At 42.0% G+C, this 24,316-nt stretch carries 11 protein-coding genes; 10 read left to right on the top strand and 1 reads right to left on the bottom strand.

Translation table 11 applies throughout. The features are described from left to right. Positions 1–607: 607 nt before the first annotated feature. The 8 genes from E4T79_RS00420 to E4T79_RS00455 all read left to right on the top strand — a co-directional run bounded on the left by E4T79_RS00420 (position 608) and on the right by E4T79_RS00455 (position 19,240). Positions 608–1,675, top strand: a complete 1,068-nt coding sequence (locus E4T79_RS00420) for an aspartate-semialdehyde dehydrogenase (RefSeq protein WP_135026768.1) — start codon at positions 608–610, stop codon at positions 1,673–1,675. A 601-nt stretch (positions 1,676–2,276) separates the two neighbouring features. After that, positions 2,277–2,666 (top strand): stress response transcriptional regulator NmlR, encoded by a 390-nt coding sequence (gene nmlR, locus E4T79_RS00425; protein WP_135026825.1) that lies wholly within the window; start codon positions 2,277–2,279, stop codon positions 2,664–2,666. 571 nt (positions 2,667–3,237) lie between these two features. Next, the gene (locus tag E4T79_RS00430) at positions 3,238–4,581 is read left to right on the top strand and encodes an FAD-dependent oxidoreductase (RefSeq protein WP_135026769.1); all 1,344 of its coding nucleotides are present in this window, start codon (positions 3,238–3,240) and stop codon (positions 4,579–4,581) included. Then, the gene (locus tag E4T79_RS00435) at positions 4,571–6,046 is read left to right on the top strand and encodes a helix-turn-helix domain-containing protein (RefSeq protein ID WP_135026770.1); all 1,476 of its coding nucleotides are present in this window, start codon (positions 4,571–4,573) and stop codon (positions 6,044–6,046) included. Before E4T79_RS00430 ends, E4T79_RS00435 begins: the two co-directional genes overlap by 11 nt. Positions 6,047–6,246: 200 nt before the next feature. Next, positions 6,247–7,761 carry a glycerol kinase GlpK gene (gene glpK, locus E4T79_RS00440; RefSeq protein WP_135026771.1) on the top strand — a complete coding sequence of 505 codons (1,515 nt, stop codon included), beginning with the start codon at positions 6,247–6,249 and terminating at the stop codon, positions 7,759–7,761. A gap of 15 nt (positions 7,762–7,776) precedes the next feature. Further along, entirely contained in the window at positions 7,777–9,603 is a 1,827-nt protein-coding gene (gene glpO / locus E4T79_RS00445; RefSeq protein WP_135026772.1) for a type 1 glycerol-3-phosphate oxidase, read from the top strand. A gap of 46 nt (positions 9,604–9,649) precedes the next feature. Further along, on the top strand, positions 9,650–10,357 hold the full coding sequence (locus E4T79_RS00450; protein WP_135026773.1) for an MIP/aquaporin family protein: 708 nt from the start codon (positions 9,650–9,652) through the stop codon (positions 10,355–10,357). A gap of 576 nt (positions 10,358–10,933) precedes the next feature. Further along, positions 10,934–19,240 carry a Rib/alpha-like domain-containing protein gene (locus E4T79_RS00455; RefSeq protein WP_167752585.1) on the top strand — a complete coding sequence of 2,769 codons (8,307 nt, stop codon included), beginning with the start codon at positions 10,934–10,936 and terminating at the stop codon, positions 19,238–19,240. Between the two features lie 698 nt (positions 19,241–19,938). On the opposite strand, the gene pepF is transcribed toward E4T79_RS00455, so the two are convergent. Then, positions 19,939–21,729 carry an oligoendopeptidase F gene (gene pepF, locus E4T79_RS00460; RefSeq protein WP_135026775.1) on the bottom strand — a complete coding sequence of 597 codons (1,791 nt, stop codon included), beginning with the start codon at positions 21,727–21,729 and terminating at the stop codon, positions 19,939–19,941. 425 nt (positions 21,730–22,154) lie between these two features. Here pepF and E4T79_RS00465 point away from each other — a divergent pair, with 425 nt between their 5' ends. Both E4T79_RS00465 and E4T79_RS00470 read left to right on the top strand, forming a co-directional pair. Further along, positions 22,155–22,493, top strand: coding sequence for an ATP cone domain-containing protein (locus tag E4T79_RS00465; RefSeq protein WP_135026776.1), 339 nt, complete (start codon positions 22,155–22,157; stop codon positions 22,491–22,493). A 705-nt stretch (positions 22,494–23,198) separates the two neighbouring features. Continuing rightward, positions 23,199–24,056 carry a MerR family transcriptional regulator gene (locus tag E4T79_RS00470; RefSeq protein ID WP_135026777.1) on the top strand — a complete coding sequence of 286 codons (858 nt, stop codon included), beginning with the start codon at positions 23,199–23,201 and terminating at the stop codon, positions 24,054–24,056. Positions 24,057–24,316 lie beyond the last annotated feature (260 nt).

Raw genomic sequence — 24,316 nt, forward strand, 5'->3', positions numbered from 1 at the left:
CTATCTTGATGTTAGGGAGAATTGAGGCTTGTTAATCTGTATGACAGTCAGGCCTTGCTTCATCATCAATCAGCTTAGCTCATGGTACCGAACTTCAGTTCTGCCTTGCATTGTTGGGAAAATATGCTATAATGGTCTTATGCGATGAGCCGAATGTGGCAGTAGCCACTTTCACGCTAGGGAGGTCAATACGCAGGAGCGGATCTTGATAAGTTGTGTGAACCTGCTTATCACACGAAAGTGCCCTTATAAGAGGTTGGGACAACGGTACCCAGCCTCTCTTGTTTTATAAAATTGAACAGTTTGATACCTATTTATAGTCATTTAGTTTATTTTTTATTACTTCGTTCACTCGTTTTGTTGTACTCTAATACGGCCTACAACTCGATGTCTAGTACTAAAAGAGAACCAAAAGATTATAGCATCTAAAAAATGATGTAGGGATAGGCAGTTGAACCTAAAAATAAAGGAGTGTGGAGTATCGAAAGACTCCTTTTTTGCTATGATGTTTAGCTTTTTTTCAATCATCTTCTTTTCATTTATTGGAAAAAAGTGTATAATAACAAACATATAAAAATTTTTAGACAATTTGAAAAAGAGGTAGATTATGGGATATACAGTAGCTGTTGTTGGCGCAACTGGTGCCGTTGGAGCGCAAATGATTCAGATGTTGGAAGAATCCACTTTACCGATTGATAAAGTACGTTATTTGGCTTCAGGTCGTTCAGCAGGTAAGGTTTTGCAATTCAGAGGGCAAGATGTGACGATTGAAGAAACAACAGAAGATGCCTTTGGAGGTGTCGATATTGCACTTTTCTCAGCAGGTGGTTCAACTTCTGCTAAGTATGCACCTCATGCAGTTAAGGCTGGAGCTGTGGTGGTTGATAATACATCTTATTTCCGCCAAAATCCTGATGTACCGCTTGTCGTACCCGAGGTTAATGCGCATGCGCTAGATACCCACAAGGGGATCATTGCCTGTCCAAACTGCTCAACCATTCAGATGATGGTAGCCTTAGAGCCAATCCGTCAAAAATGGGGCTTAGACCGGGTTATTGTATCCACTTATCAGGCCGTTTCTGGAGCAGGTATGGGAGCGATTTTGGAAACACAAGCGCAACTGCGCGCAGTATTAAATGACGGTGTAGCACCAAAAGATGTAACAGCTAATATCCTGCCGTCTGGTGGCGATAAAAAGCATTATCCAATTGGTTTTAATGCCCTGCCGCAAATTGATGTCTTTACAGACAATGACTATACCTATGAAGAAATGAAAATGACCAAGGAAACCAAGAAAATCATGGAGGACGAAAGTATCGCTGTTTCTGCGACCTGTGTCCGTATTCCAGTTTTGTCAGCCCATTCAGAGTCCGTTTATATTGAAACGAAAGAGGTAGCACCGATTGACGAAGTCAAGGCAGCTATAGCCGCCTTTCCAGGTGCAGTTTTAGAAGACGATGTAGCGAACCAAATTTATCCACAAGCTATCAATGCGGTGGGGAAACGAGAAACCTTTGTTGGCCGTATCCGTAAAGATTTGGATGTAGAAAAGGGAATTCATATGTGGGTCGTATCCGACAATCTCTTAAAAGGTGCCGCTTGGAATTCTGTTCAAATCGCTGAAACGCTTCATGAACGTGGCTTGGTGCGTCCAACCCAAAATCTTGTTTTTTAATGAACCTATTAGATAAGCACTCAAGAAGTAGGCCCACTATGCTTGCTACCAATTACTTGGACTGAGAGAAGTAGCAGTCCTTACTGCTAGTATGGAAAAATAAAAAAACTCTGAAATGTATATTTTGGAGTTTTTCTTCTTTCGTTTATTTTTAGTACTAGGCAATGAGTCGCAGGTAGTACTGGAGTACAGCAAGACGAGTGAACGAAGTAATTGAAGTAATAAAAATATAAACTAAATGACTATAACATAGACTGAACTCTATTCTTATTATTCTACTAAAGTCAGCATGACTGGAATTGTAAAAGATTTGGGATAGGGAGGAGGACAGAACGTGACAGCTGGAAAAGGGAGTTCGGTTTTTCTCACTTCGTTTAATAATTTTCGACGGTATCATGCTATCAATCACTGCATTGAGGAGCTCTGTGAAGCGGAGGATAGGGCCGCCCTCTAAACCAAAGGTAGAACGGATGTTAGCTTGAGTTTTTTATGGGCTTGGTATCTTGCAGATGTTCTAGTTTTAGCAGGTTCCAAAGGTGTGGTTTCCTTTAGAGGGAACATAAGGATATATCTTAAGTAAGGAAAAGAGGTGATTCTAATGATGAACATTAAGAAAGCTAGTGAACTCTTAGGCTTGTCGAGCGATACGATTCGCTATTATGAACGGATTGGTTTGATTCCGCCGATTCAGCGTAATAGCGCAGGTATCCGTGATTTTAGTGAGCAAGACTTGGCAGCCTTAGAATTTGTCCGTTGTTTTAGGAGTGCTGGAGTATCGGTTGAGAGCTTAATGAACTACATTCATTTATGTCAGGACGGAGAGGAGCAACATCTTGAAAAACGTCGTGCGATTTTAGTTGATGAGCGTGAAAAATTGCAGAAAAAAGCCGATGAATTATTGTCTGCTATCAGCCGACTGGACTACAAGATTGAAAACTATGAGAGAGTCATAGTGAAAAAAGAAAAAAGATTATTTGAAAAAGGAGATTAGAAAAGGCAACTTTACAAGTGTTGAGGTTACAAATCGTTTGCCATAAATTGAAATAAATATTATTGAGCTGTTGTGACAGGACAATCTGGCTTAGAAATCTTGGTTCAAACTGGAAATGTAACCAATCGTTAAGCAAGTCGGTTTGTCACAAATGAAATGACTGGCGAGTCAGCTAGCTACGCCAAGTGGTTGAACAGATGTTTCTAAGAAATTTCGTTGGGTTTATGACAAAGGCTACTAGATTGTTGTACATGTCTGCACCATTAAAGAGATAAGGTTGCTCCAGCCATGCTTGCTCAAAGGAGAGGAGTGTAGCCGATACTTCATCAACATTAACAATCGATAATTGCTGTCTATTGTCGCTCTTTGCGCAATCGCATATAAATAATGATGACACCACATGCTATCAATCGTGTGCTAGGGAGTCGTTTCTTCCTTGAATAACTTTCGTGAACTGTCATTTTGATTTTAACTGAGTATCCAATTCAATGAGGGAGGAAATAAGGACTTCAAAGCCGCATTGCAACCCCTTTCATTTTTGTGGTATAATAAGGAAGACGGAGGAAATACTATGAAAATCATCATCGTAGGAGCTTCTTTTGCGGGTATGAGTGCTGCTTTAGAGTGCCATCAAATCTATCCTGAAGCGCAGATTGTGTTAATGGACAAGGAAAAAGAGGTCGGATTTTTTCCAAATGTGTTCAACTGGCAATTAAAAGGGGAACTAAAACAGATTGAGGAAGCCCGAAGTGAGTTATGGGGTCAAGTTCAGCAGACAAGGATTGATGTGCGACTAGAAACCAGGTTCGTTCGATTAGATGCGGACAATCAGGTATTGATAGTTGAACAGGGAGAGCAAGTCCTTGAAGAAGCTTATGATGTTCTGATTTTAGCCATGGGAGCCAAGCAAGTATGGGAGGTGGAAGACAAGGCACTCCATGAGCGAATTTTGTCGTCCAAGTATTTTTTAGATGCCCAGAAAAGTTGGGAAAAAATAAGAGCAGCACAGTCTGTCATTATCATTGGTGGCGGACAGATTGGGTTAGAGAGTGCAGATGCCCTCAGTCAATTACCCCTTTCTTTGACGCTCTTTGAAGCAGAAACGACCCCACTCGCCAAATACGTAGATGCAGACTTGATGGCAGGTATTGAAGAGGAGTTGAAAAAGCGTCAGATTGATGTGCATACAGCAGAAATCGTAGAAAATATCAGCCTGTCGCCAAGCGGTAATAAGGTTCAGGTTGATACGCTAAAAGGCAGTTATGAAGCAGATTATTTGCTCCTTGCGACAAATTTTCAGCCCAATACAGATATAGTAGGGGGAATCTTAGAGTGTAATCCCGATAAGACAATTATAGTTGATGACTATCTGGAAACTAGTCAACCTAATATCTTTGCCATTGGGGATCTGATTCAACTTCCCTTTGCCTTTTTCGGTAAAGCCTATCTACCACTCATCAATCATGCCATTTTGACAGGGCGTTTGGTGGCTTATAATTTGCTAAAAAAACGACGACCTTTGCAGGAAGTGCAACGGATTGTTTCCAGTCATCTTTTTGGCTATAACATCACGAGTGTCGGTCTAACAGAGCGTCAAGCGCAACTTTGGACGGATGTGGATACAGTTGTTCTACAAGCACCTTTTAGTCAGTGGGAGATAGACGAGTTGACCTTTAAATTGATTGTACAAAAATCGGACGGTCGCCTTTTAGGCGGGCAGTTAATCTCCACCTCCCGCTATATTCATCAAATGAACATTCTATCCCTTGCCATATCAAATGGTATGACTGCTCAAGATATGGTGGAGCAAAGTTGGCTCTGTTTGCCGCGTTATACAAACCTTGTTCCCATTGTGGCAGAGGCTTGCCAGTTGTATCTTCATCGCCAAGAAGAGGAGAGCGCCCATGAAGATTGAAGATCTTTTGGAAAAACGAGAGAGGGCGATTTATCTCCTTACCGAGTATCTAAGGGATAGTCAATCGAGTCTCTCGCTCAAGATATTGAGTCAAAAACTTGCGCTATCACGCACGACCTTGGCTCGTTATATCGAATCATTTGATGAACAAGCAAGGCAAGCGAAGCTCGGATTATTTTTTCAAATAAGAGAAGAAGAAGTAAGCTTTGAGAAGAAAGAAAGCCTTTTACATGCGGATTGGCTAGCCTACTTATGTCAGTTTAGTACCAAGTATCAAATCCTGCTCTATCTATTTGATAAGGAAGAATTTGCTATTCAGGCGCTAGCTCAACATTTGCTGATTAGTGAGGCCAGTCTCAATCGACAATTAGCTGCACTCAATCACCTCCTGCAGGATTTTCAGATTAGCATACGCAATGGCCGCCTCAAGGGAAGCGACTTGCAAATCCGCTATTTCTATTACCAGCTCTTTCTGCAAACAAGGACCTTATCTAGTATCAGAACATATCCGCACTTTCGTCAGATAGGAAATTATCTCCCACTTTTTGAACGCTTTTTTGATACAAAATTTAATTCTTATCAGAATTTTCAACTGTCTTTATGGCTTGGCATCTCCCAACGGCGTATGAGGGGGGCTGATGTAGATTTTAGCGAGCTAATCCAGTTGATGAAGCCATATATCAAACAGAAATGGTATCAGGAATTGCGGGCTTTTGCCTTGACCCTCTATCAATACCAGCCTACAACTGTTCGCGAGGGGGAAGTAATGAGTCTGTTTGCCTTTTTAGTGAGTCAATCTATTTTATCACCGCAGAAAATTGAGCGTATCCTAGCCTTTGGAGGTCCAATTCGAGAAGCAACTACTTGGTGTTACCAGACTATTCGTGAAGAAGTAGGGCATCCGCTACCAATCTATGAACAGATCCTATACTATCTCAACCAATTATTAGGAAAAGTCTACTTTTTTAAGGGAAGTTTGGAAGCCCCTATTATTCATGAAAAGCAGTATCAACTGATAAGTGCCCGTATGTTACTGTCAACAGTTTTAGAAAATATTTACCAACCTCAGCATTCCAATCTTGTCTTTCAATACGAGGAAGAAGTGGCTAATTTGGCAGGACTTTTTGACTATCTCAGTCAAGTTCAGCCAGTAGTAGTACGAATCGGTTTTATTTCTTGTCAATCCCCTGTTATTGCAGAGCCGATTTTATTCCAGCTGCAAAAGGAATTTGAACGAACATATGCTGTTCTCATCGAGCCCTTTTTAACATCTAATGAGTATGACCTGCTGGTAACAGATGAGCCAGTTCCTGTAGAAGTGCCGTGCTATTTTTTTCACAGAAGATTGTATGCAAGTGATTTGCTAGCCTTGAAAAAGATGCTTGCTAATCTTCAGAAACAAAAAGAAAAACAGGCCCACAGACGCTTAGAAACCAGTAGTATGTTTTCGATAGAACGACGCTGAGTGCTCGTAAAATGGAAATAAAAGAGTAAGACCTGGTCTGACAAATAGGCGGCGTGGTCTTGCTTTTTTTATTCTTATCAAAAATTTTTTAGAAACTATATTTTTTGATAGGAACTAGATAAAAAAATAGGTTAAAATAAGGATAGCCAGAAAACGGAAGCGTTTTCAAAAAACAAAAAAATAAATATCGGAGGTCTCCCATGACACAAGAAAAATATATTATGGCTATTGACCAAGGCACGACAAGCTCACGTGCTATCATCTTTGATAAAAAAGGAGAGAAGGTCGGAAGTTATCAAAAGGAATTTCCACAAATTTTCCCAAAACCAGGTTGGGTAGAACATAATGCAAATCAGATTTGGAACTCAGTCCAATCTGTCATTGCAGGAGCTTTTATTGAAAGTGGCATCAATCCTTCTCAAATTGAGGGAATTGGAATTACCAACCAGCGTGAAACAACGGTTGTCTGGGATAAAGAGACTGGACTTCCAATCTACAATGCTATCGTCTGGCAATCTCGTCAGACAGCACATCTCGCGGATCAGTTGAAACATGATGGCTATTCGGATATGATTCATAAAAAGACTGGTTTGGTCATCGATGCTTATTTCTCAGCTACCAAGGTTCGTTGGATTTTGGATCAAGTACCTGGTGCGCAAGAACGAGCTGAAAAAGGAGAAATTCTTTTCGGTACAATCGATACTTGGCTGGTCTGGAAATTGACGAATGGTCGTTGCCATGTAACAGATTATTCTAATGCAGCACGAACCATGCTCTATAACATTAAGGAACTCAAATGGGATGATGAAATTCTTGCCCTCTTAAATATTCCTAAAGCTATGTTGCCAGAAGTTAAGTCGAATTCAGAAATTTATGGCAAGACGGCACCTTTTCATTTCTACGGTGCAGAAGTTCCAATTTCAGGTATGGCAGGAGACCAACAGGCAGCCTTGTTTGGGCAATTAGCCTTTGAGCCCGGTATGGTGAAAAATACCTATGGTACAGGTTCATTCATCGTGATGAATACTGGTGAAGAGATGCAGTTATCTGAAAACAGTCTCTTGACCACAATCGGTTATGGAATCAATGGCAAGGTTTACTATGCTCTTGAGGGTTCTGTTTTCATTGCAGGTAGCGCAGTTCAATGGTTGCGTGATGGCATGCGCATGGTCAAAGAGTCTCCTGAATCTGAGGAACTGGCGCGCAAGTCTACTAGCAATGATGAAGTTTATGTGGTACCAGCCTTTACAGGTCTTGGCGCACCTTATTGGAACTCAGATGCACGAGGTTCAGTTTTTGGCTTGACACGCGGAACAACTAAGGAAGACTTTGTGAAAGCAACTCTTCAATCCATTGCCTACCAAGTACGCGATGTTATTGATGTCATGCAAATTGATTCTGGTATGCCAATTTCTGTCTTGAAAGTAGACGGTGGGGCAGCTATGAATAGTCTTCTTATGCAATTTCAGGCGGACATTTTAGGCATCGAAATTGCAAGAGCAAAAAATTTGGAAACAACGGCTCTCGGAGCAGCTTTCCTTGCAGGTTTGGCAGTTGGTTTCTGGAAAGATTTAGAAGAATTAAAGACTTTAAATGCTGTTGGTCACTCTTTCCAACCAGCTATGAACGATGCGCGTAAGGAACAATTATACAAGGGCTGGAAGAAAGCTGTTGCAGCGACTCAATTATTTGCTGAAATAGATGCAGAAGAATAGAAAAGAGAATACAAAATGGAATTTTCAAAAGAAACAAGACGATTAGCCATTGAAAAAATGCAGGACAGACAGCTTGATTTGCTGATTATCGGCGGCGGAATCACTGGTGCAGGTGTAGCTCTACAAGCAGCAGCAAGCGGAATGGAAACAGCCTTGATTGAAATGCAGGACTTTGCAGAGGGGACTAGTAGTCGTTCTACAAAATTGGTTCACGGTGGTTTGCGGTACTTGAAACAATTTGACGTGGAAGTCGTATCAGACACGGTTTCAGAACGTGCAGTTGTACAACAAATTGCACCTCATATTCCAAAGCCAGATCCAATGCTTCTCCCAGTCTATGATGAAGAAGGTTCTACCTTTAGCATGTTCCGCTTAAAAGTTGCCATGGACTTGTACGACCTCTTAGCAGGTGTCAACAATACAGATTTGGCTAACAAACTATTAACAAAAGAAGAAGTCTTAGAGCGTGAACCGCACTTAAAGCAAGAAGGTCTTGTAGGGGGCGGTGTCTATCTTGATTTCCGCAATAACGATGCCCGTCTTGTCATTGAAAACATCAAGCGTGCAGCCAAGGACGGAGCCTTGATTGCGAGCCGTGTCAAAGCAGAGCGTTTTATCAAAGATGACAGCGGTAAGATTGTAGGAATTGTCGCGCGTGACCTCTTGACAGATAGCACCTTTGAAATCCGTGCCCGTCTCGTTATCAATACGACTGGACCATGGAGCGATGAAGTGCGCAATCTTGGTGGTGAGGGTAGTGGACTACTGCAAATGCGTCCAACAAAAGGTGTCCATTTAGTAGTGGATAGCTCCCGCCTTTCTGTACCGCAGCCGACTTATTTTGATACAGGGCATGCAGATGGACGAATGGTCTTTGTCTTACCGCGTGAAAACAAGACGTATTTTGGAACGACGGATACAGACTATGCAGGTGATTTAGCAAATCCAATGGTGACGCAAGAAGATGTTGATTATTTGCTCGATATTGTCAACAATCGCTTCCCTGGTGCTAACTTGACCCTAGATGATATTGAAAGTGGTTGGGCAGGGCTCAGACCGTTGCTATCTGGAAATGGTGCTTCTGATTACAACGGTGGAAATAACGGTAAATTGAGTGATGATAGTTTCAATAACTTAATTGATACTGTCAAAGCCTATCTGAACAATGAAAAAACACGTGATGATGTAGAACATGATTTAACCCAGCTTGAAGGCAGTGTATCTGAAAAAAATCTGGATCCATCAGCTGTTTCTCGGGGTTCTTCTCTTGATCGTGATGACAATGGCTTGCTGACTCTTGCTGGAGGAAAAATTACTGATTTCCGTAAAATGGCAGAAGGTGCACTTGAAAAAGTGGCAGAAATCCTTGACCTAGAACATGGTCGCAAATTTAGGCTGATTAATTCAAAAACCTATCCTGTATCAGGTGGAGAATTGAACCCGGCTAATGTGGCAGAAGAAATTGAACATTTGGCTCAATTAGGTGTGAAAAAAGGCTTGAACTATGATGATGCGCTCTACCTTGCGAATTTGTACGGTTCAAACGCACCAAAAGTCTTTGCTCTCAATCATAAAGTAGAAGCAGTCAGTCATCTCAATCAACGTGATTTACTCTCACTCCATTATGCGATGAAAGAAGAGATGACCTTGACGGCGGTAGACTATCTCCTACGTCGGACGAACTACATGCTTTTTATGCGTGAGCAGCTAGATAATATTGTCGATGATGTACTGCTTGAAATGGCTGCTTATTACGATTGGTCGGAAGAAGAACAGACAGCACAACGTACCTTATTGGATGAAACCTTAGTCAAGAATGACTTGGCTTACTTAAAGAATTAACTAAATGAGTGTGATAGCAAAACGCTAAAAAAGGAGTTTATTTTATATGGTAAAAGAATTATTAGGTGAAGTAATCGGAACTGCTCTACTTATCTTATTGGGTAATGGGGTTGTAGCAGGCGTGGTTCTTGATAAAAGTAAGAGCAAGGATGCTGGCTGGATTGTTATTACAGTTGGCTGGGGACTTGCTGTTGCAATGGCAGCTTTTGTAAGTGGTATCTTGGGACCGGCTCACTTGAATCCTGCGGTATCCATCGCTATGGCTTATGCAGGTAATCTTCCTTGGGCATCTGTATTCCCTTACATCGGTGCTCAATTCCTTGGTGCTTGTATTGGAAGTATCTTAGTTTACTTGATGTATAAAGATCATTATGATGTGACAGAAGATACTGGAGCAATTCTTGCAACATTTTCAACAGGTCCTGCAATCCGCAATACGTTTACAAATATAATCAGTGAAGCAATCGGTACTTTTGTACTTGTACTTGCTCTGCTCGCTTTTGGTAACTATGACATGCCAGCTGGTCTTGGTATTTTGACAGTTGGAGCCTTGATTGTCTCTCTTGGAGTGTCTCTCGGTGGTCCAACAGGATATGCTTTGAACCCTGCGCGTGACCTTGGTCCACGGATGATGCATGCCATCCTTCCATTGAAACACAAAGGTGATTCCGATTGGGGCTATGCCCTTGTACCAGTCCTAGGTCCTATCATTGGAGGTTTACTAGCAGCTATCTTCTACGGATTGGTCTTCTAAGAATGTAAAAAGGAATTTGGAAGAACAATATTGTTTCATAGTGTGCTTTTACACCCTCGTATCTTGATAGCTGAACAATGTCATAAATAATGAATGAAATGGTTATATCCTATATTCCCAACGACTCAAAATAATCATCTTTCAACCTCCCCCTGTTCATTGGACAGGGGGAGGTTTATTCATTATCGCCAGAAAAAAATAATTTAAAATTCAAATTAAATACTTGACAAAATCGACGGGGGGGGGTAAAATGTGTGTATACTATTTGTCAGCTCCATTCTTTATGAAAGTCAGAGGTTTCGTTGGAATATTCCCCCGTTTAGGAATTACTTACAAGTGTTTTGCCGCCATTTTGGAAGCAAACAAAAAGAGGAGTTTCTGATAGGATTTAGTTTGACAATCTGTTCATTTACTTTGAGCAACTAGGCAACAATTATTAGTAGCTGTACTAGAGTACGGCAAAATGAGTTCATGAAGTAATGAAAGAATAACTAAGTGACTACATCAAGGCGAGAGGCATGACGGATAGTAGAGTAACATTCAAAGGAGTGGAGTAAATTGAAAAATAGACACAAAATGAATTGGTATCGCCTAAGACAACGTTTTTCTATTCGGAAATATCATTTTGGGGTTGCTAGTGTCCTCTTGGGAACTGCCCTATTATTGGGTACTCCAATTGTCCAAGCAGATGAGGAAGTCAAGGTAGGGACAGAATTAAGTGGGGAGTCCGTTTCTCCAGCAACAGGTGTAGATAGGGCAGAGGTAGTTGACCAAGCTCACCTGTCTTCCCCAACGGTTGGACATGTGAGCAAGTCCCAAATTGCTCCTGTAACAGAAGAAGAGGTGTTGGCCCAGGTTAGGGCTTCAGAGAAACAAGCAATTATTGCTAAGGAAATCAAGGGCTTGCTTCCAACCACAGTCGGTCTTCATCAAGTTCCGGTGGAAGTGACTTATGCGGATGATACAAAAGAAACGGTAATCGTCCCAGTTGAAATCACTGATGTAGCGGACAAGGAGAATGAAAAAGAGGTCACTCTTACCAACACGAATAAGCAAGAATTGGCAAATTCTCTTTTGACAGAGGAAGCGAGCACAGATAAACCTCAAACCTCTGAAAACAGAAAAGATACAGTTCCTACTCTTTCGCCTACTGAAATTACCCCTGTTCGTGCTGCTTTTAGAAGTGCAAATTCATCAGAGCAAGTAATACTAAATGGGAAGAGCTACTCTGTCGGATATACAAATTTGACACTTAAAGATGATTATGATGTTGTTTTTAGTAGTATGGGACCCGTATCCAACCGTCCAAATGACTTAGGATTAGTAGATTTGGGGAACCGTCGTTATCTTTATCTATTTGATTTTGGAAATAATGCTACAATAGATTATCAAGAATTACGCCGTAGAGTAAGTTTCGTGCCAAAAGGTTCTGCTGCTGTGCAAGGTGCTCCAACTATTCATGGAACAGATATTGATGATGAGTCTAAAAGACGCATTGTTCAAGATGGGGTACATTATCGGTTTACCAATGTAGAAGATACTGAGTTGACTAGTATGGTAAGAATTTACGGTAGGGGTACTGGGAGAGAGAATGCTATACTATCAGCTCCAACGCTAGTTTCTACATCTAGCCCGGCATACTATGACATAGTCAGACCATTTACACTGACAAATTTTCAATCAGGTGGACTTGGAGAGGTAGCTACTAATATTCTTCAGGTTAATGGAGTATATTATACTGCGTATTTCCATAAATCAGTCGATGCTTATTTAGGAGAGGACAGAAAGGCTGAATATGAAGGGGGATCGGCGTATGTTCAATATGCAGATAATCGTATTGCTATCCCATTGATAGGTGTTGATGTTCGTCCGCCACAAATCAATGGAGCAGAAAGTAGTACTGCCTTAGCACTCCCAAGTCAGCCGATTTTAGCGAGTGATTTGGAAAGCCAGCTGGGCAGCAAATTAGATGTCAGGAAGATTATTGTAACAGATAATGTCTATAGCAATACTGCTTTAGTTCGTGCACCGAAACTTTCTCAAAGTGTGCGTATAGCGGGGGTAAATGCCTTACCAATGTTAACGCAAGCACAAAAAGATGAGAAAATTGCAGCTATCAATAAAACCGTTGAAAAAAATAATCTAACCTATTTTCGCTTTAAAGATGCTCAAGGAAACTATTACGATACATTAGAACAAGTCAAGGCCGATGCTCTACAAGCTAATGCCCGTAAAACATACGAAGTAATCGCTATAAGTACTGATGAATCAGGAAATGCTAGCACACCAACAACAGTTGGCCAGTTTACTGTATCCACTCAAGCAGCTGAATACACTCCAAACATTGGTAGTGTAACCAAACCTGAAACAGATTCTCTGACTCCCCAAGATGTGCTTGACCAAGTGACAGCACCAAATGGTACTCAATTTACGGATAAACAAGTCAAGGGGGCTATCCCAACAACAGTTGGTATGCACGATGTTCCTGTTGAAGTCACCTACCCAGACGGTACCAAGGAAATTGTGACTGTTCCAGTCGAAATCATTGAGATACTCGACAAAGATAAGTACGAACCACGTACTGAATTAGCTAATATTCAAGGTTCAGATGCGCCAAATAGTCCATTGAGTGAAGCGGATAAGGATGCCATTAAAGCTAAAGTGGATACAACAGGTTTACCACAAGGCACAACTTTAGAAGCAGCGGGCACAGTCGGTGGCACCGTAGATAATCCCGTTGTCGAAGTGACAGTGACCTATCCAGACGGCACAACGGATACAGTAAATGTGCCAGTAAAACAAAAGGATAATGAAAAATATCAACCAACAGTTCATTCGGATAAAGCCTTGATTGATAGTTCAGATGCGCCAGAGAGTACATTGAGTGATGCCGATAAGGATGCTATTAAAGCTAAAGTGGATCCAACAGGTTTACCACAAGGCACGGTGTTGACCCCAGCTGATAAGGTATCAGGTACTCCAGATAATCCCGTTGTCGAAGTAACAGTGACCTATCCAGACGGTACCACGGATACCCTAACTATCCCAGTGAAACAGAAAGATAAAGAAAAATATCAGCCAACCGTTCGTGCGGATAAAGCCTTGATTGATAGTTCAGATGCACCAGAAAGTACATTGAGCGAAGCGGATAAAGAAGCCGTTAAGGACAAGGTGGATACCAGCAACCTACCACAAGGCACGGTGTTGACCCCAGCTGATAAGGTATCAGGTACTTCAGATAATCCAGTTGTTCAAGTAACAGTGACCTATCCAGACGGCACAACGGATACAGTAAATGTGCCAGTAAAACAAAAGGATAATGAAAAATATCAACCAACAGTTCGTGAGGGTAAAGCCTTAATTGATAGTCCGGATGCGCCAGAGAGTACATTGAGTGATGCCGATAAGGATGCTATTAAAGCTAAAGTGGATACAACAGGGTTACCACAAGGCACAGTGTTGACCCCAGCTAATAAGGTATCAGGTACTCCAGATAATCCCGTTGTTCAAGTAACGGTGACCTATCCAGACGGTACCACGGATACCCTAACTATCCCAGTGAAGCAGAAAGATAAAGAAAAATATCAACCAACCGTCCGTTCGGATAAAGCCTTGATTGATAGTCCGGATACGCCAAATAGTCTATTGAGTGATGCCGATAAGGATGCCATTAAAGCTAAAGTGGATACAACAGGGTTACCACAAGGTACAACTTTAGAACCAGCAGGCACAGTCGGTGGTACCGTAGATAATCCCGTTGTCCAAGTAACGGTAACCTATCCAGACGGCACAACGGATACTCTAACTATCCCAGTGAAACAGAAAGATAAAGAAAAATATCAACCAACTGTCCGTGCGGGTAAAGCCTTGATTGATAGTCCGGATACGCCAGAGAGTACATTGAGTGATGCCGATAAGGATACCATTAAAGCTAAAGTGGATACAACAGGTTTACCACAAGGCACAACCTTAGAACCAGCAGGCACAGTCGGTGGCACCGTAGATAATCCAGTTGTTGAAGTAACGGTAACCTATCCAGACGGTACAACGGATACCCTAACTATCCCAGTGAAACAGAAAGACAGTGCCACCAATGCGCCAACGGTGAAACCAGATAAGGACGGCACTCCAGCTGTTGCTGCAGGTAAAGTTTTAATCGATAGTCCAGATGTGCCAGAGAGTACATTGAGTGATGCGGATAAAGAAGCTGTTAAGGACAAAGTGGATACCAGCAATCTACCACAAGGTACAGTATTGACTCCAGCCGATAAGGTATCAGGTACTCCAGATAATCCCGTTGTCGAAGTAACAGTGACCTATCCAGACGGCACAACGGATACTCTAACTATACCAGTGAAGCAGAAAGACAGCGCAACCAATGAGCCACGTATTAAGGCAGATGACCCAAACACTCCAGCTGTTTCTGCAGGTAAAGTCTTAATCGATAGTCCGGATGCACCAGAAAGCACATTGAGCGAAGCGGATAAAGAAGCCGTTAAGGACAAGGTGGATACCAGCAACCTACCACAAGGTACGGTGTTGACCCCAGCCGATAAGGTATCAGGTACTCCAGATAATCCCGTGGTTCAAGTAACAGTAACCTATCCAGACGGTACCACGGATACTCTAACTATCCCAGTGAAACAGAAAGACAGTGCAACCAATGCACCAACGGTGAAACCAGATAAGGACGGCACTCCAGCTGTTTCCGCAGGTAAAGTCTTAATCGATAGTCCAGATGTGCCAGAAAGTACATTGAGCGAAGCGGATAAAGAAGCCGTTAAGGACAAGGTGGATACCAGCAACCTACCACAAGGCACGGTGTTGACTCCAGCTGATAAGGTATCAGGTACTTCAGATAATCCAGTTGTTGAAGTAACAGTGACCTATCCAGACGGCACAACGGATACAGTAAATGTGCCAGTAAAACAAAAGGATAATGAAAAATATCAACCAACAGTTCGTGAGGGTAAAGCCTTAATTGATAGTCCGGATACGCCAAATAGTCTATTGAGTGATGCCGATAAGGATGCCATTAAAGCTAAAGTGGATACAACAGGGTTACCACAAGGTACAACTTTAGAACCAGCAGGCACAGTCGGTGGTACCGTAGATAATCCCGTTGTCCAAGTAACGGTAACCTATCCAGACGGCACAACGGATACTCTAACTATCCCAGTGAAACAGAAAGATAAAGAAAAATATCAACCAACTGTCCGTGCGGGTAAAGCCTTGATTGATAGTCCGGATACGCCAAATAGTCCATTGAGTGATGCCGATAAGGATGCCATTAAAGCTAAAGTGGATACAACAGGTTTACCACAAGGCACAACCTTAGAACCAGCAGGCACAGTCGGTGGCACCGTAGATAATCCAGTTGTTGAAGTAACGGTAACCTATCCAGACGGCACAACGGATACCCTAACTATCCCAGTGAAACAGAAAGACAGCGTAACCAATGCACCAACGCTGAAACCAGATAAGGACGGTACTCCAGCTGTTTCTGCAGGTAAAGTCTTAATTGATAGTCCGGATGCGCCAGAGAGTACATTGAGTGATGCGGATAAAGAAGCCGTTAAGGACAAGGTGGATACCAGCAACCTACCACAAGGTACAGTGTTGACTCCAGCTGATAAGGTATCAGGTACTTCAGATAATCCAGTGGTTCAAGTAACAGTAACCTATCCAGACGGTACAACGGATACCCTAACTATCCCAGTGAAACAGAAAGACAGTGCAACCAATGCGCCAACGGTGAAACCAGATAAGGACGGCACTCCAGCTGTTTCTACAGGTAAAGTCTTAATCGATAGTCCGGATGCACCAGAAAGTACATTGAGCGAAGCGGATAAAGAAGCCGTTAAGGACAAGGTGGATACCAGCAACCTACCACAAGGCACGGTGTTGACCCCAGCTGATAAGGTATCAGGTACCCCAGATAATCCAGTGGTTCAAGTAACAGTGACCTATCCAGATGGCACAACTGATACCCTAACTGTCCCAGTGAAACAGAAAGACAGTGCAAGCAAGGAACCAACGGTGAAACCAGATAAGGACGGCACTCCAGCTGTTGCTGCAGGTAAAGTCTTAATCGATAGTCCAGATGCGCCAGAAAGCACATTGAGCGAAGCAGATAAAGAAGCTGTTAAGGACAAGGTAGATACCAGCAATCTACCACAAGGCACAGTGTTGACCCCAGCTGATAAGGTATCAGGTACCCCAGATAATCCCGTTGTTCAAGTAACGGTGACCTATCCAGACGGTACAACCGATACCCTAACTATCCCAGTGAAACAGAAAGATAAAGAAAAATATCAGCCAACAGTTCGTGCGGATAAAGCCTTGATTGATAGTCCGGATACGCCAAATAGTCTATTGAGTGATGCCGATAAGGATGCCATTAAAGCTAAAGTGGATACAACAGGGTTACCACAAGGTACAACTTTAGAAACAGCAGGCACAGTCGGTGGTACCGTAGATAATCCCGTTGTCGAAGTAACGGTAACCTATCCAGACGGTACAACGGATACCCTAACTATCCCAGTGAAGCAGAAAGACAGCGCAACCAATGAGCCACGTATTAAGGCAGATGATCCAAACACTCCAGCTGCTTCCGCAGGTAAAGTCTTAATCGATAGTTCAGATGCACCAGAAAGCACATTGAGCGAAGCAGATAAAGAAGCTGTTAAGGACAAGGTGGATACCAGCAACCTACCACAAGGCACGGTGTTGACTCCAGCTGATAAGGTATCAGGTACTCCAGAAACCCCTGTTGTCCAAGTAACAGTGACCTATCCAGACGGCACAACGGATACCCTAACTATCCCAGTGAAACAGAAAGATAAAGAAAAATATCAACCAACCGTCCGTGCGGATAAAGCCTTGATTGATAGTCCGGATACGCCAAATAGTCCATTGAGTGATGCCGATAAGGATGCCATTAAAGCTAAAGTGGATCCAACAGGTTTACCACAAGGCACGGTGTTGACCCCAGCTGATAAGGTATCAGGTACTCCAGATAATCCCGTTGTTCAAGTAACGGTGACCTATCCAGACGGTACAACGGATACCCTAACTATTCCAGTGAAACAGAAAGATAAAGAAAAATATCAGCCAACAGTTCGTGCGGATAAAACCTTGATTGATAGTTCGGATGCACCAGAAAGCACATTGAGCGAAGCGGATAAAGAAGCTGTTAAGGACAAGGTGGATACCAGCAATCTGCCACAAGGTACAGTGTTGACTCCAGCTGATAAGGTATCAGGTACTCCAGATAATCCCGTTGTTCAAGTAACGGTGACCTATCCAGACGGCACAACCGATACCCTAACTATTCCAGTGAAACAGAAAGATAAAGAAAAATATCAGCCAACAGTTCGTTCGGATAAAGCCTTGATTGATAGTTCAGATGCGCCAGAAAGCACATTGAGCGAAGCAGATAAAGAAGCTGTTAAGGACAAGGTAGATACCAGTAATCTGCCACAAGGCACGGTGTTGACCCCAGCTGATAAGGTATCAGGTACTCCAGACAACCCTGTTGTCCAAGTAACGGTGACCTATCCAGACGGCACAACGGATACTCTAACTATCCCAGTGAAACAGAAAGATAAAGAAAAATATCAACCAACTGTCCGTGCGGGTAAAGCCTTGATTGATAGTTCAGATGCGCCAGAAAGCACATTGAGCGAAGCGGATAAAGAAGCTGTTAAGGACAAGGTGGATACCAGCAATCTACCACAAGGCACGATGTTGACCCCAGCCGATAAGGTATCAGGTACTCCAGACAACCCCGTTGTTCAAGTAACAGTGACCTATCCAGACGGCACAACGGATACTCTAACTATCCCAGTGAAACAGAAAGACAGTGCAACCAATGCGCCAACGGTGAAACCAGATAAGGACGGCACTCCAGCTGTTGCTGCAGGTAAAGCCTTAATCGATAGTTCGGATGCACCAGAAAGCACATTGAGCGAAGCGGATAAAGAAGCTGTTAAGGACAAGGTGGATACCAGCAACCTACCACAAGGCACAGTGTTGACTCCAGCCGATAAGGTATCAGGTACTCCAGACAACCCCGTTGTTCAAGTAACGGTGACCTATCCAGACGGTACAACCGATACCCTAACTATTCCAGTGAAACAGAAAGACAGTGCAACCAATGCACCAACGGTGAAACCAGATAAGGACGGCACTCCAGCTGTTGCTGCAGGTAAAGTCTTAATTGATAGTCCAGATGCACCAGAAAGCACATTGAGCGAAGCGGATAAAGAAGCTGTTAAGGACAAGGTGGATACCAGCAACCTACCACAAGGCACAGTGTTGACTCCAGCCGATAAGGTATCAGGTACCCCAGATAATCCAGTGGTTCAAGTAACAGTGACCTATCCAGACGGCACAACGGGTACCCTAACTATTCCAGTGAAGCAGAAAGACAGTATGGTCTATAGTCCACAGTTACTTTCCTTGACTGAAGTTGACAATGTGAACCAGATTACAGATGATGAGAAAGTCCGAATTAAAGAAGCCTTTGAGAAAGCAAATCCTCATTTACCTGCTGGTACGAAAATCCTTGTCTTAGATAAGGGCAGTCTAGCAGTACTATTCCCCGATGGTTCTGAATTTGAGATTGACGGTCGTCATATCGTTATAGAAAAGACTACTCCAGCCCCTCTACCAGAAGAGAAAAAGATTGATAAAGAAAGTGGAGTGCAACCAATGACTCTAACAGGGCAAGACCCAATCGCCTCTCGAAGCAGAAAACAAGGCCAACTACCAAACACTGGTGAAAGCAGTGTTGCAAGAGTTCAAGTAGCTGGTCTACTAACTATCTTTGCTACCTCTTTGTTCTGGTTGATGGGTAAGGGTCGGAAAGAAGAAGAATAGGCATGAGGCCAACTTTCAATCTATTGGCTAGAGAATCTTTTCAAACTTTAGAGTAGAGAGGTATTCTAAATGGAAAAACTATCGTGTATTAATTATTATGAGAAGAGAACCTTTAGCTGTAAACAGTGTAACCAAAGAGTCACTACAGTAGCAGGCATGTTAGATAGACGGACCAAGTTTTGTAGCTCCTTGTGTTCGAGGCGCTATTGGCGCCATGCTAATAAGTATCGCCAAACAAAGTAAGGTTTATGCGGATGTAGATGAAAGGAGGTTTTTTAAAAGGAAGCATAAGAGGTTGGGACAAAAGTCCCAGCTTCTTTTTGATCTTTTTCGAGTACAAAAAACTATATGTTGGAAAACTGGAACTAAGCTTTTCCAATCACCCGTGGAAACTATTTTGAATAAGATTGCTTCTAGGCGATTCAGCTGCTGAGTGATTGAGGGCAGGTTCATCTTGTTATAGCCGTTTCGTTTATTTTTAGTACCAGGCAAGGAGTCGCAGGTAGTACTGGAGTACAGCAAGACGAGTGAACGAAGTAATAAAAATATAAACGAAATGACTATATTGGATAGTCCATGATGAGATGCCCATAAGAATCGTGACAGGAAGCCTTGTATTGTTTTGTGTGAAGTTGAAAAATAAAAAATGCCTCAATCAATCAAGGCAATCAAACCTTGACGGAGGCATTTTGTATATTTTACACAAGTTCTTCCAATTTATCTACCAATGATCCGACATAGGCAATCGTGTCTTTCAAGGGTTTATCTGTTGAAACATCAACCCCTGCATGTTTGGCAAGGTCTTGTGCGGACAGGCTCGCTCCTAATGAAAGGGTTTCAAGCCATTTTTCCACGACAGCTTCGGGATTTTCTTCCAACTGTTTGGCCATGGCTGTTCCGATTGTGAGACCAGCAGAGTAGGTGTATGGATATAAGCCAATATAGTAGTGTGGCTGGCGCATCCAAATCAACCCAGCATCATCACCGATTTCAAAATCTTCACCCCAGAATTCCTTAATGATGTCTAGCTTGATTTGGCAAAGAATATCACCGTTGAGGTATTCATCCTTGTCCAAACGAGTATAGACTTCGCGTTGGAAAGCAGCCTCCAATAAGTGAGTGACCATGTTGTGGAAGTAGGTACGGCTAATCAACTCACTGATGAGATAGGCTTGGAAAGCAGGATCTTGGTTTTGTTTCAAGAGGGTGTTACATGTCAAGACTTCATTAGCAGTAGAGGGGGCTTCGATAAAGTAAAGGGATGGGTCATAATTGAGAATACTTTGTTTTTTTGCTAATTGGAAATGACCGGCATGTCCAAGTTCATGTGCGAGAACCAAGACCTCATTCATCAAGCCGGTCCAAGATAAGAGGATGTAAGATGGTCCATCATACAGGGTAGCACAATAACCACCCGTTGCTTTGCCCTCGTTTTGGGCAAAGTCAATCCAGCGCTCATCAAAGGCTTGCTCAATCATCTGAATGTAATCATCTCCCAAAATTCCAAGGCAATCAATCAAAAATTGTTTGGATTCTTCAGGTGTAATGCGTTGATTAAAGTCTGAGGGCAGGCTGATTTTTAAGTCTGCATGGGTAATGCTTTCAAGACCATGTGCTTTTGCGACCAATTTTACGTAGCGGCGCATGTGGGGAGCAAGTTCTTTCATGATCACATCGATTTGACGATCAAACAAATCACGGGACACATTTTGATCAAAGAGGAGGTAGTCAATGGTGGAATCAAACCCACGCAATTTAGCTGAAATTTGCTCGTTCTTTATGTGAGATAAGTAATCTGCAGCCGTGGTATTCTTGTATTTCCGGAGGGTAGAGTAGAAACTAGCTGCAGAATTGCGGCGAATGTCTGTATCGTGACTGATTTCGTAGTCATTTTCAAATAGAACATAGCTATTTCCGTAAGATTGACCATTTGCAGTGAAATGTTCAAAGGTCATATCTTCGAATTTTGTTGTTTCGTAATTGCGGTAAGGCTGTTCAAATGTGGGAGCAAAGTTAGCTAACACTTCTTCTTGCAAAGGATGTAATTGATGTGGTTTTTGGCGAATGATGTCTTTGATATAGCTTGTCCATTGTGGCTCTCTAGCACTGACTTGGTTTAGGGTTGCTTCATCAAGCAGAGCCAGTTGGGTTTGTAAGAAAGCAATTCTTGGATAGCTAGCAGCCATAGTAACTTGATATTCATTGGCAAGAGTTGCAAGTTCTGTATTCATCTTATCTACATCAAGGTTTAGAAAAGCATAATGGCTCAATTTGCTGTTAATGGTACGAATAACCTCGTATTCCTTGAGAGCCTCGATAATTACTTCCGCAGAAGTGAGCTTATCTTTGTAATTATTTTCAAACTGTTCAACCTGTAGTTTGTAGGCAGCAAGACCTTCTTGATAGGCTTGGTGAGAGGGATAAATGAGAGAGGTATCCCAGGTTACATGCACATCAACTTCCTGACGTTTTGGCATAGTATTTGTCATCTGAATTCTCCTTTTTTGTACTGGAAATATTATATCATATTTCAGGAAAAAAACTTGACAAATAGCTAGAATCCTTGGATAATAGTAGTATAGTATTTATCAAAGATATCATCTCATTGCTGTCTTTGTTTACTGGTTTCCCTCGATTAAGTGTCAACTGATGCTACCTCCTAGATAAAAGCGCTTCACTGATAAATGCCATTGTTTTTTAGGTGAGAGAAAGCGCGAATAAAAGGAGCTTAAAACAACTATTTTCCTAGCAAGAGAGCGCTAAGCAATGCCAAAGTCTTTTGGTTTAGAACGGCATTTTTGTGTTGAAAAGACTTGTATGCCTCTATGCTATAGTTAAGAAAATAGTAAACAAAGGGAACTATTGATGTCTATGAAGTATAGGAGAGGGATTAACCGAAAGAAAGGGGCTTTTTATGCAAGTCATTAAACGGAGTGGAGAAGTCGTTGACTTTGATCCAGAAAAAATTTACCAAGCGATTATAAGGGCTGCTCGTACTGTATATGTTATCGATGATACTTGGCGCCAAAATTTAGCTCAAGTCACGAAAAAAGTAGTTCTAGACTTGGAAGAAGCGCATACGGAGCGCCCAACAATTAGCATGGTTCAATCACAAGTAGAGCACCGCCTGATTGATGCAGGTTACATTACCATTGCTGAGCATTATATTTCTTACCGCCTCCAACGTGACCTTGAGCGCAATGGTTACGGAGATCGCATTAATGTTCACCTACGCTTCGAACAAATAAGATAGTCAGATAAAAGCTGTCCTGCGGACGGCTTTTTTTGTTTTTTAAAGAGGAAAGTTTGAAAAGTTCTCGCTGTTGACATGCTGCTTGCTTTACGGTACAGCTCTTTTAGCGATAGAAATAATCTTAACCCAAGCAAAGCGAGGGACATTTGAGTTTCTGCTCAAAAACTAGAAAATGAAGTAGCTAGAGGAATGACGATGCCTATCTACTGATGTATCTTGTGTAATGGAATGCGAGCTGAAAAAGGAGACGAAGTCGTTGCAGAGTGTATTTGCCTACGGATAGAGATTTCTTTTAAAGATAATACCTCGTACTTATAGTTTGAAAAGTCTTCGTCAGATTTCCCATTTTCATCCATTTTCATTCAGTAGACTTGAGCCTCTCATATCTTGTTATTAGACTTGAATACTTTAATTTAAATATTCAGCTTGCAATATTCTCTTTGGTGTCTTGACTTATTTTGTGAACTATATTACAATGTAGTCAAATTTGCTTGATAACGCTATCAAAACAGGGGACGATTGGATAAAAAGAATATAAACGAGGCCACAGCTATTCAGCTTTAGCTGACAAATAGAGCTCCCTTGGGAGGACATAGTAGCGGATACCGTTGAAAGCTGGGGAGCGGGACAAGGTAGTGAGTCATGATTTCACGGAAATCGATTGTATAGTCGTACTCCGCCTTTTAAAACAGAAAGGAGATGACGATGACAGAAGAGCAGTTATTTTCTATTGGGAATGCAGCCAATCTATGCGGTGTTTCATCAAAAGCTTTACGCTATTACGAAAGCTTGGAGTTAATCCAACCTAAACTAGTTTCAAAGGAAAATGGTTATCGTTATTATGATAAAGAAACCTTATTGCTCATTCCGATTATTAAGTATTATCAGCAAGTCGGACTTGACCTAAAGCATGTTAAGAAACTGATTTCCTTAACGGGGTGTAACAATCATTATCATTTTTTAACAGCGAGCCGAGAGGAGATCAAGGCGAAGCGAGATGAGCTATTGATTTCGCTGGCTTCTGTAGACGACTGGCTTCAACTCATCATAGAGGGGGAAATGTGTCTACAGAATCAGAACCAGCTTCAGGCAGGTTTGCCTAGTCAAGTAGTTAGTCTAAAATATTACTGTGAGGAAAAGAGTTATTGTCAACTAGAACAGTTGTATCGATATAATTACAAAGAATCCATCATCAATCTTGAATGGACAAAATACTTAAAAAATAAGCAGCTTGAAGTATCCGGGCCAGTGATTTTGAAGTATGATTCTTATCAAGAAAAAATGACTGGACAAGCCAGAAGCTTAACCATTTTACAGCATTGTTTTCCAGAATCCCCAGAATTTTCTAGCTTCGGAGGCTTTATGGCACTTAGTTGCTATCACATTGGACCATTAGAGAAAATTGAAGAAACTTATCAAAAAATAGTGGATTATGCTGAGCTTTGCCAATATACATTGAAATCAGAATGTTACGAAAGGCATGTAATTGATTACTGGGTGACTAAAAACGATGAAGAATTTGTTACGGAAATCATTATTCCAACGGCTACAGATGATAAGTGAGCCGATAAGTCCATATTATCGTTATTTCGTTTATCTTTTATTACTTCGTTCACTCGCTTTGCCGTACTCCAGTACAGTCTGCAGCTCCTTGCCTAGTACTAAAAATTAAAAGTGAACATCGAAAACAGTCTATGGTCCATAGAAAACTATATGAGGGTGAATGGAGCGATACTATGCTTTTGTTGTTGAGAGTAGTAGGCATCAATCGTCACTTTCCTAACTGCTGATAGATAGGGCAGATCGTTTACATTCTAAAATAA

Source organism: Streptococcus sp. LYSM12 (assembly GCF_004569635.1).
Taxonomy (GTDB): Bacteria; Bacillota; Bacilli; order Lactobacillales; family Streptococcaceae; genus Streptococcus.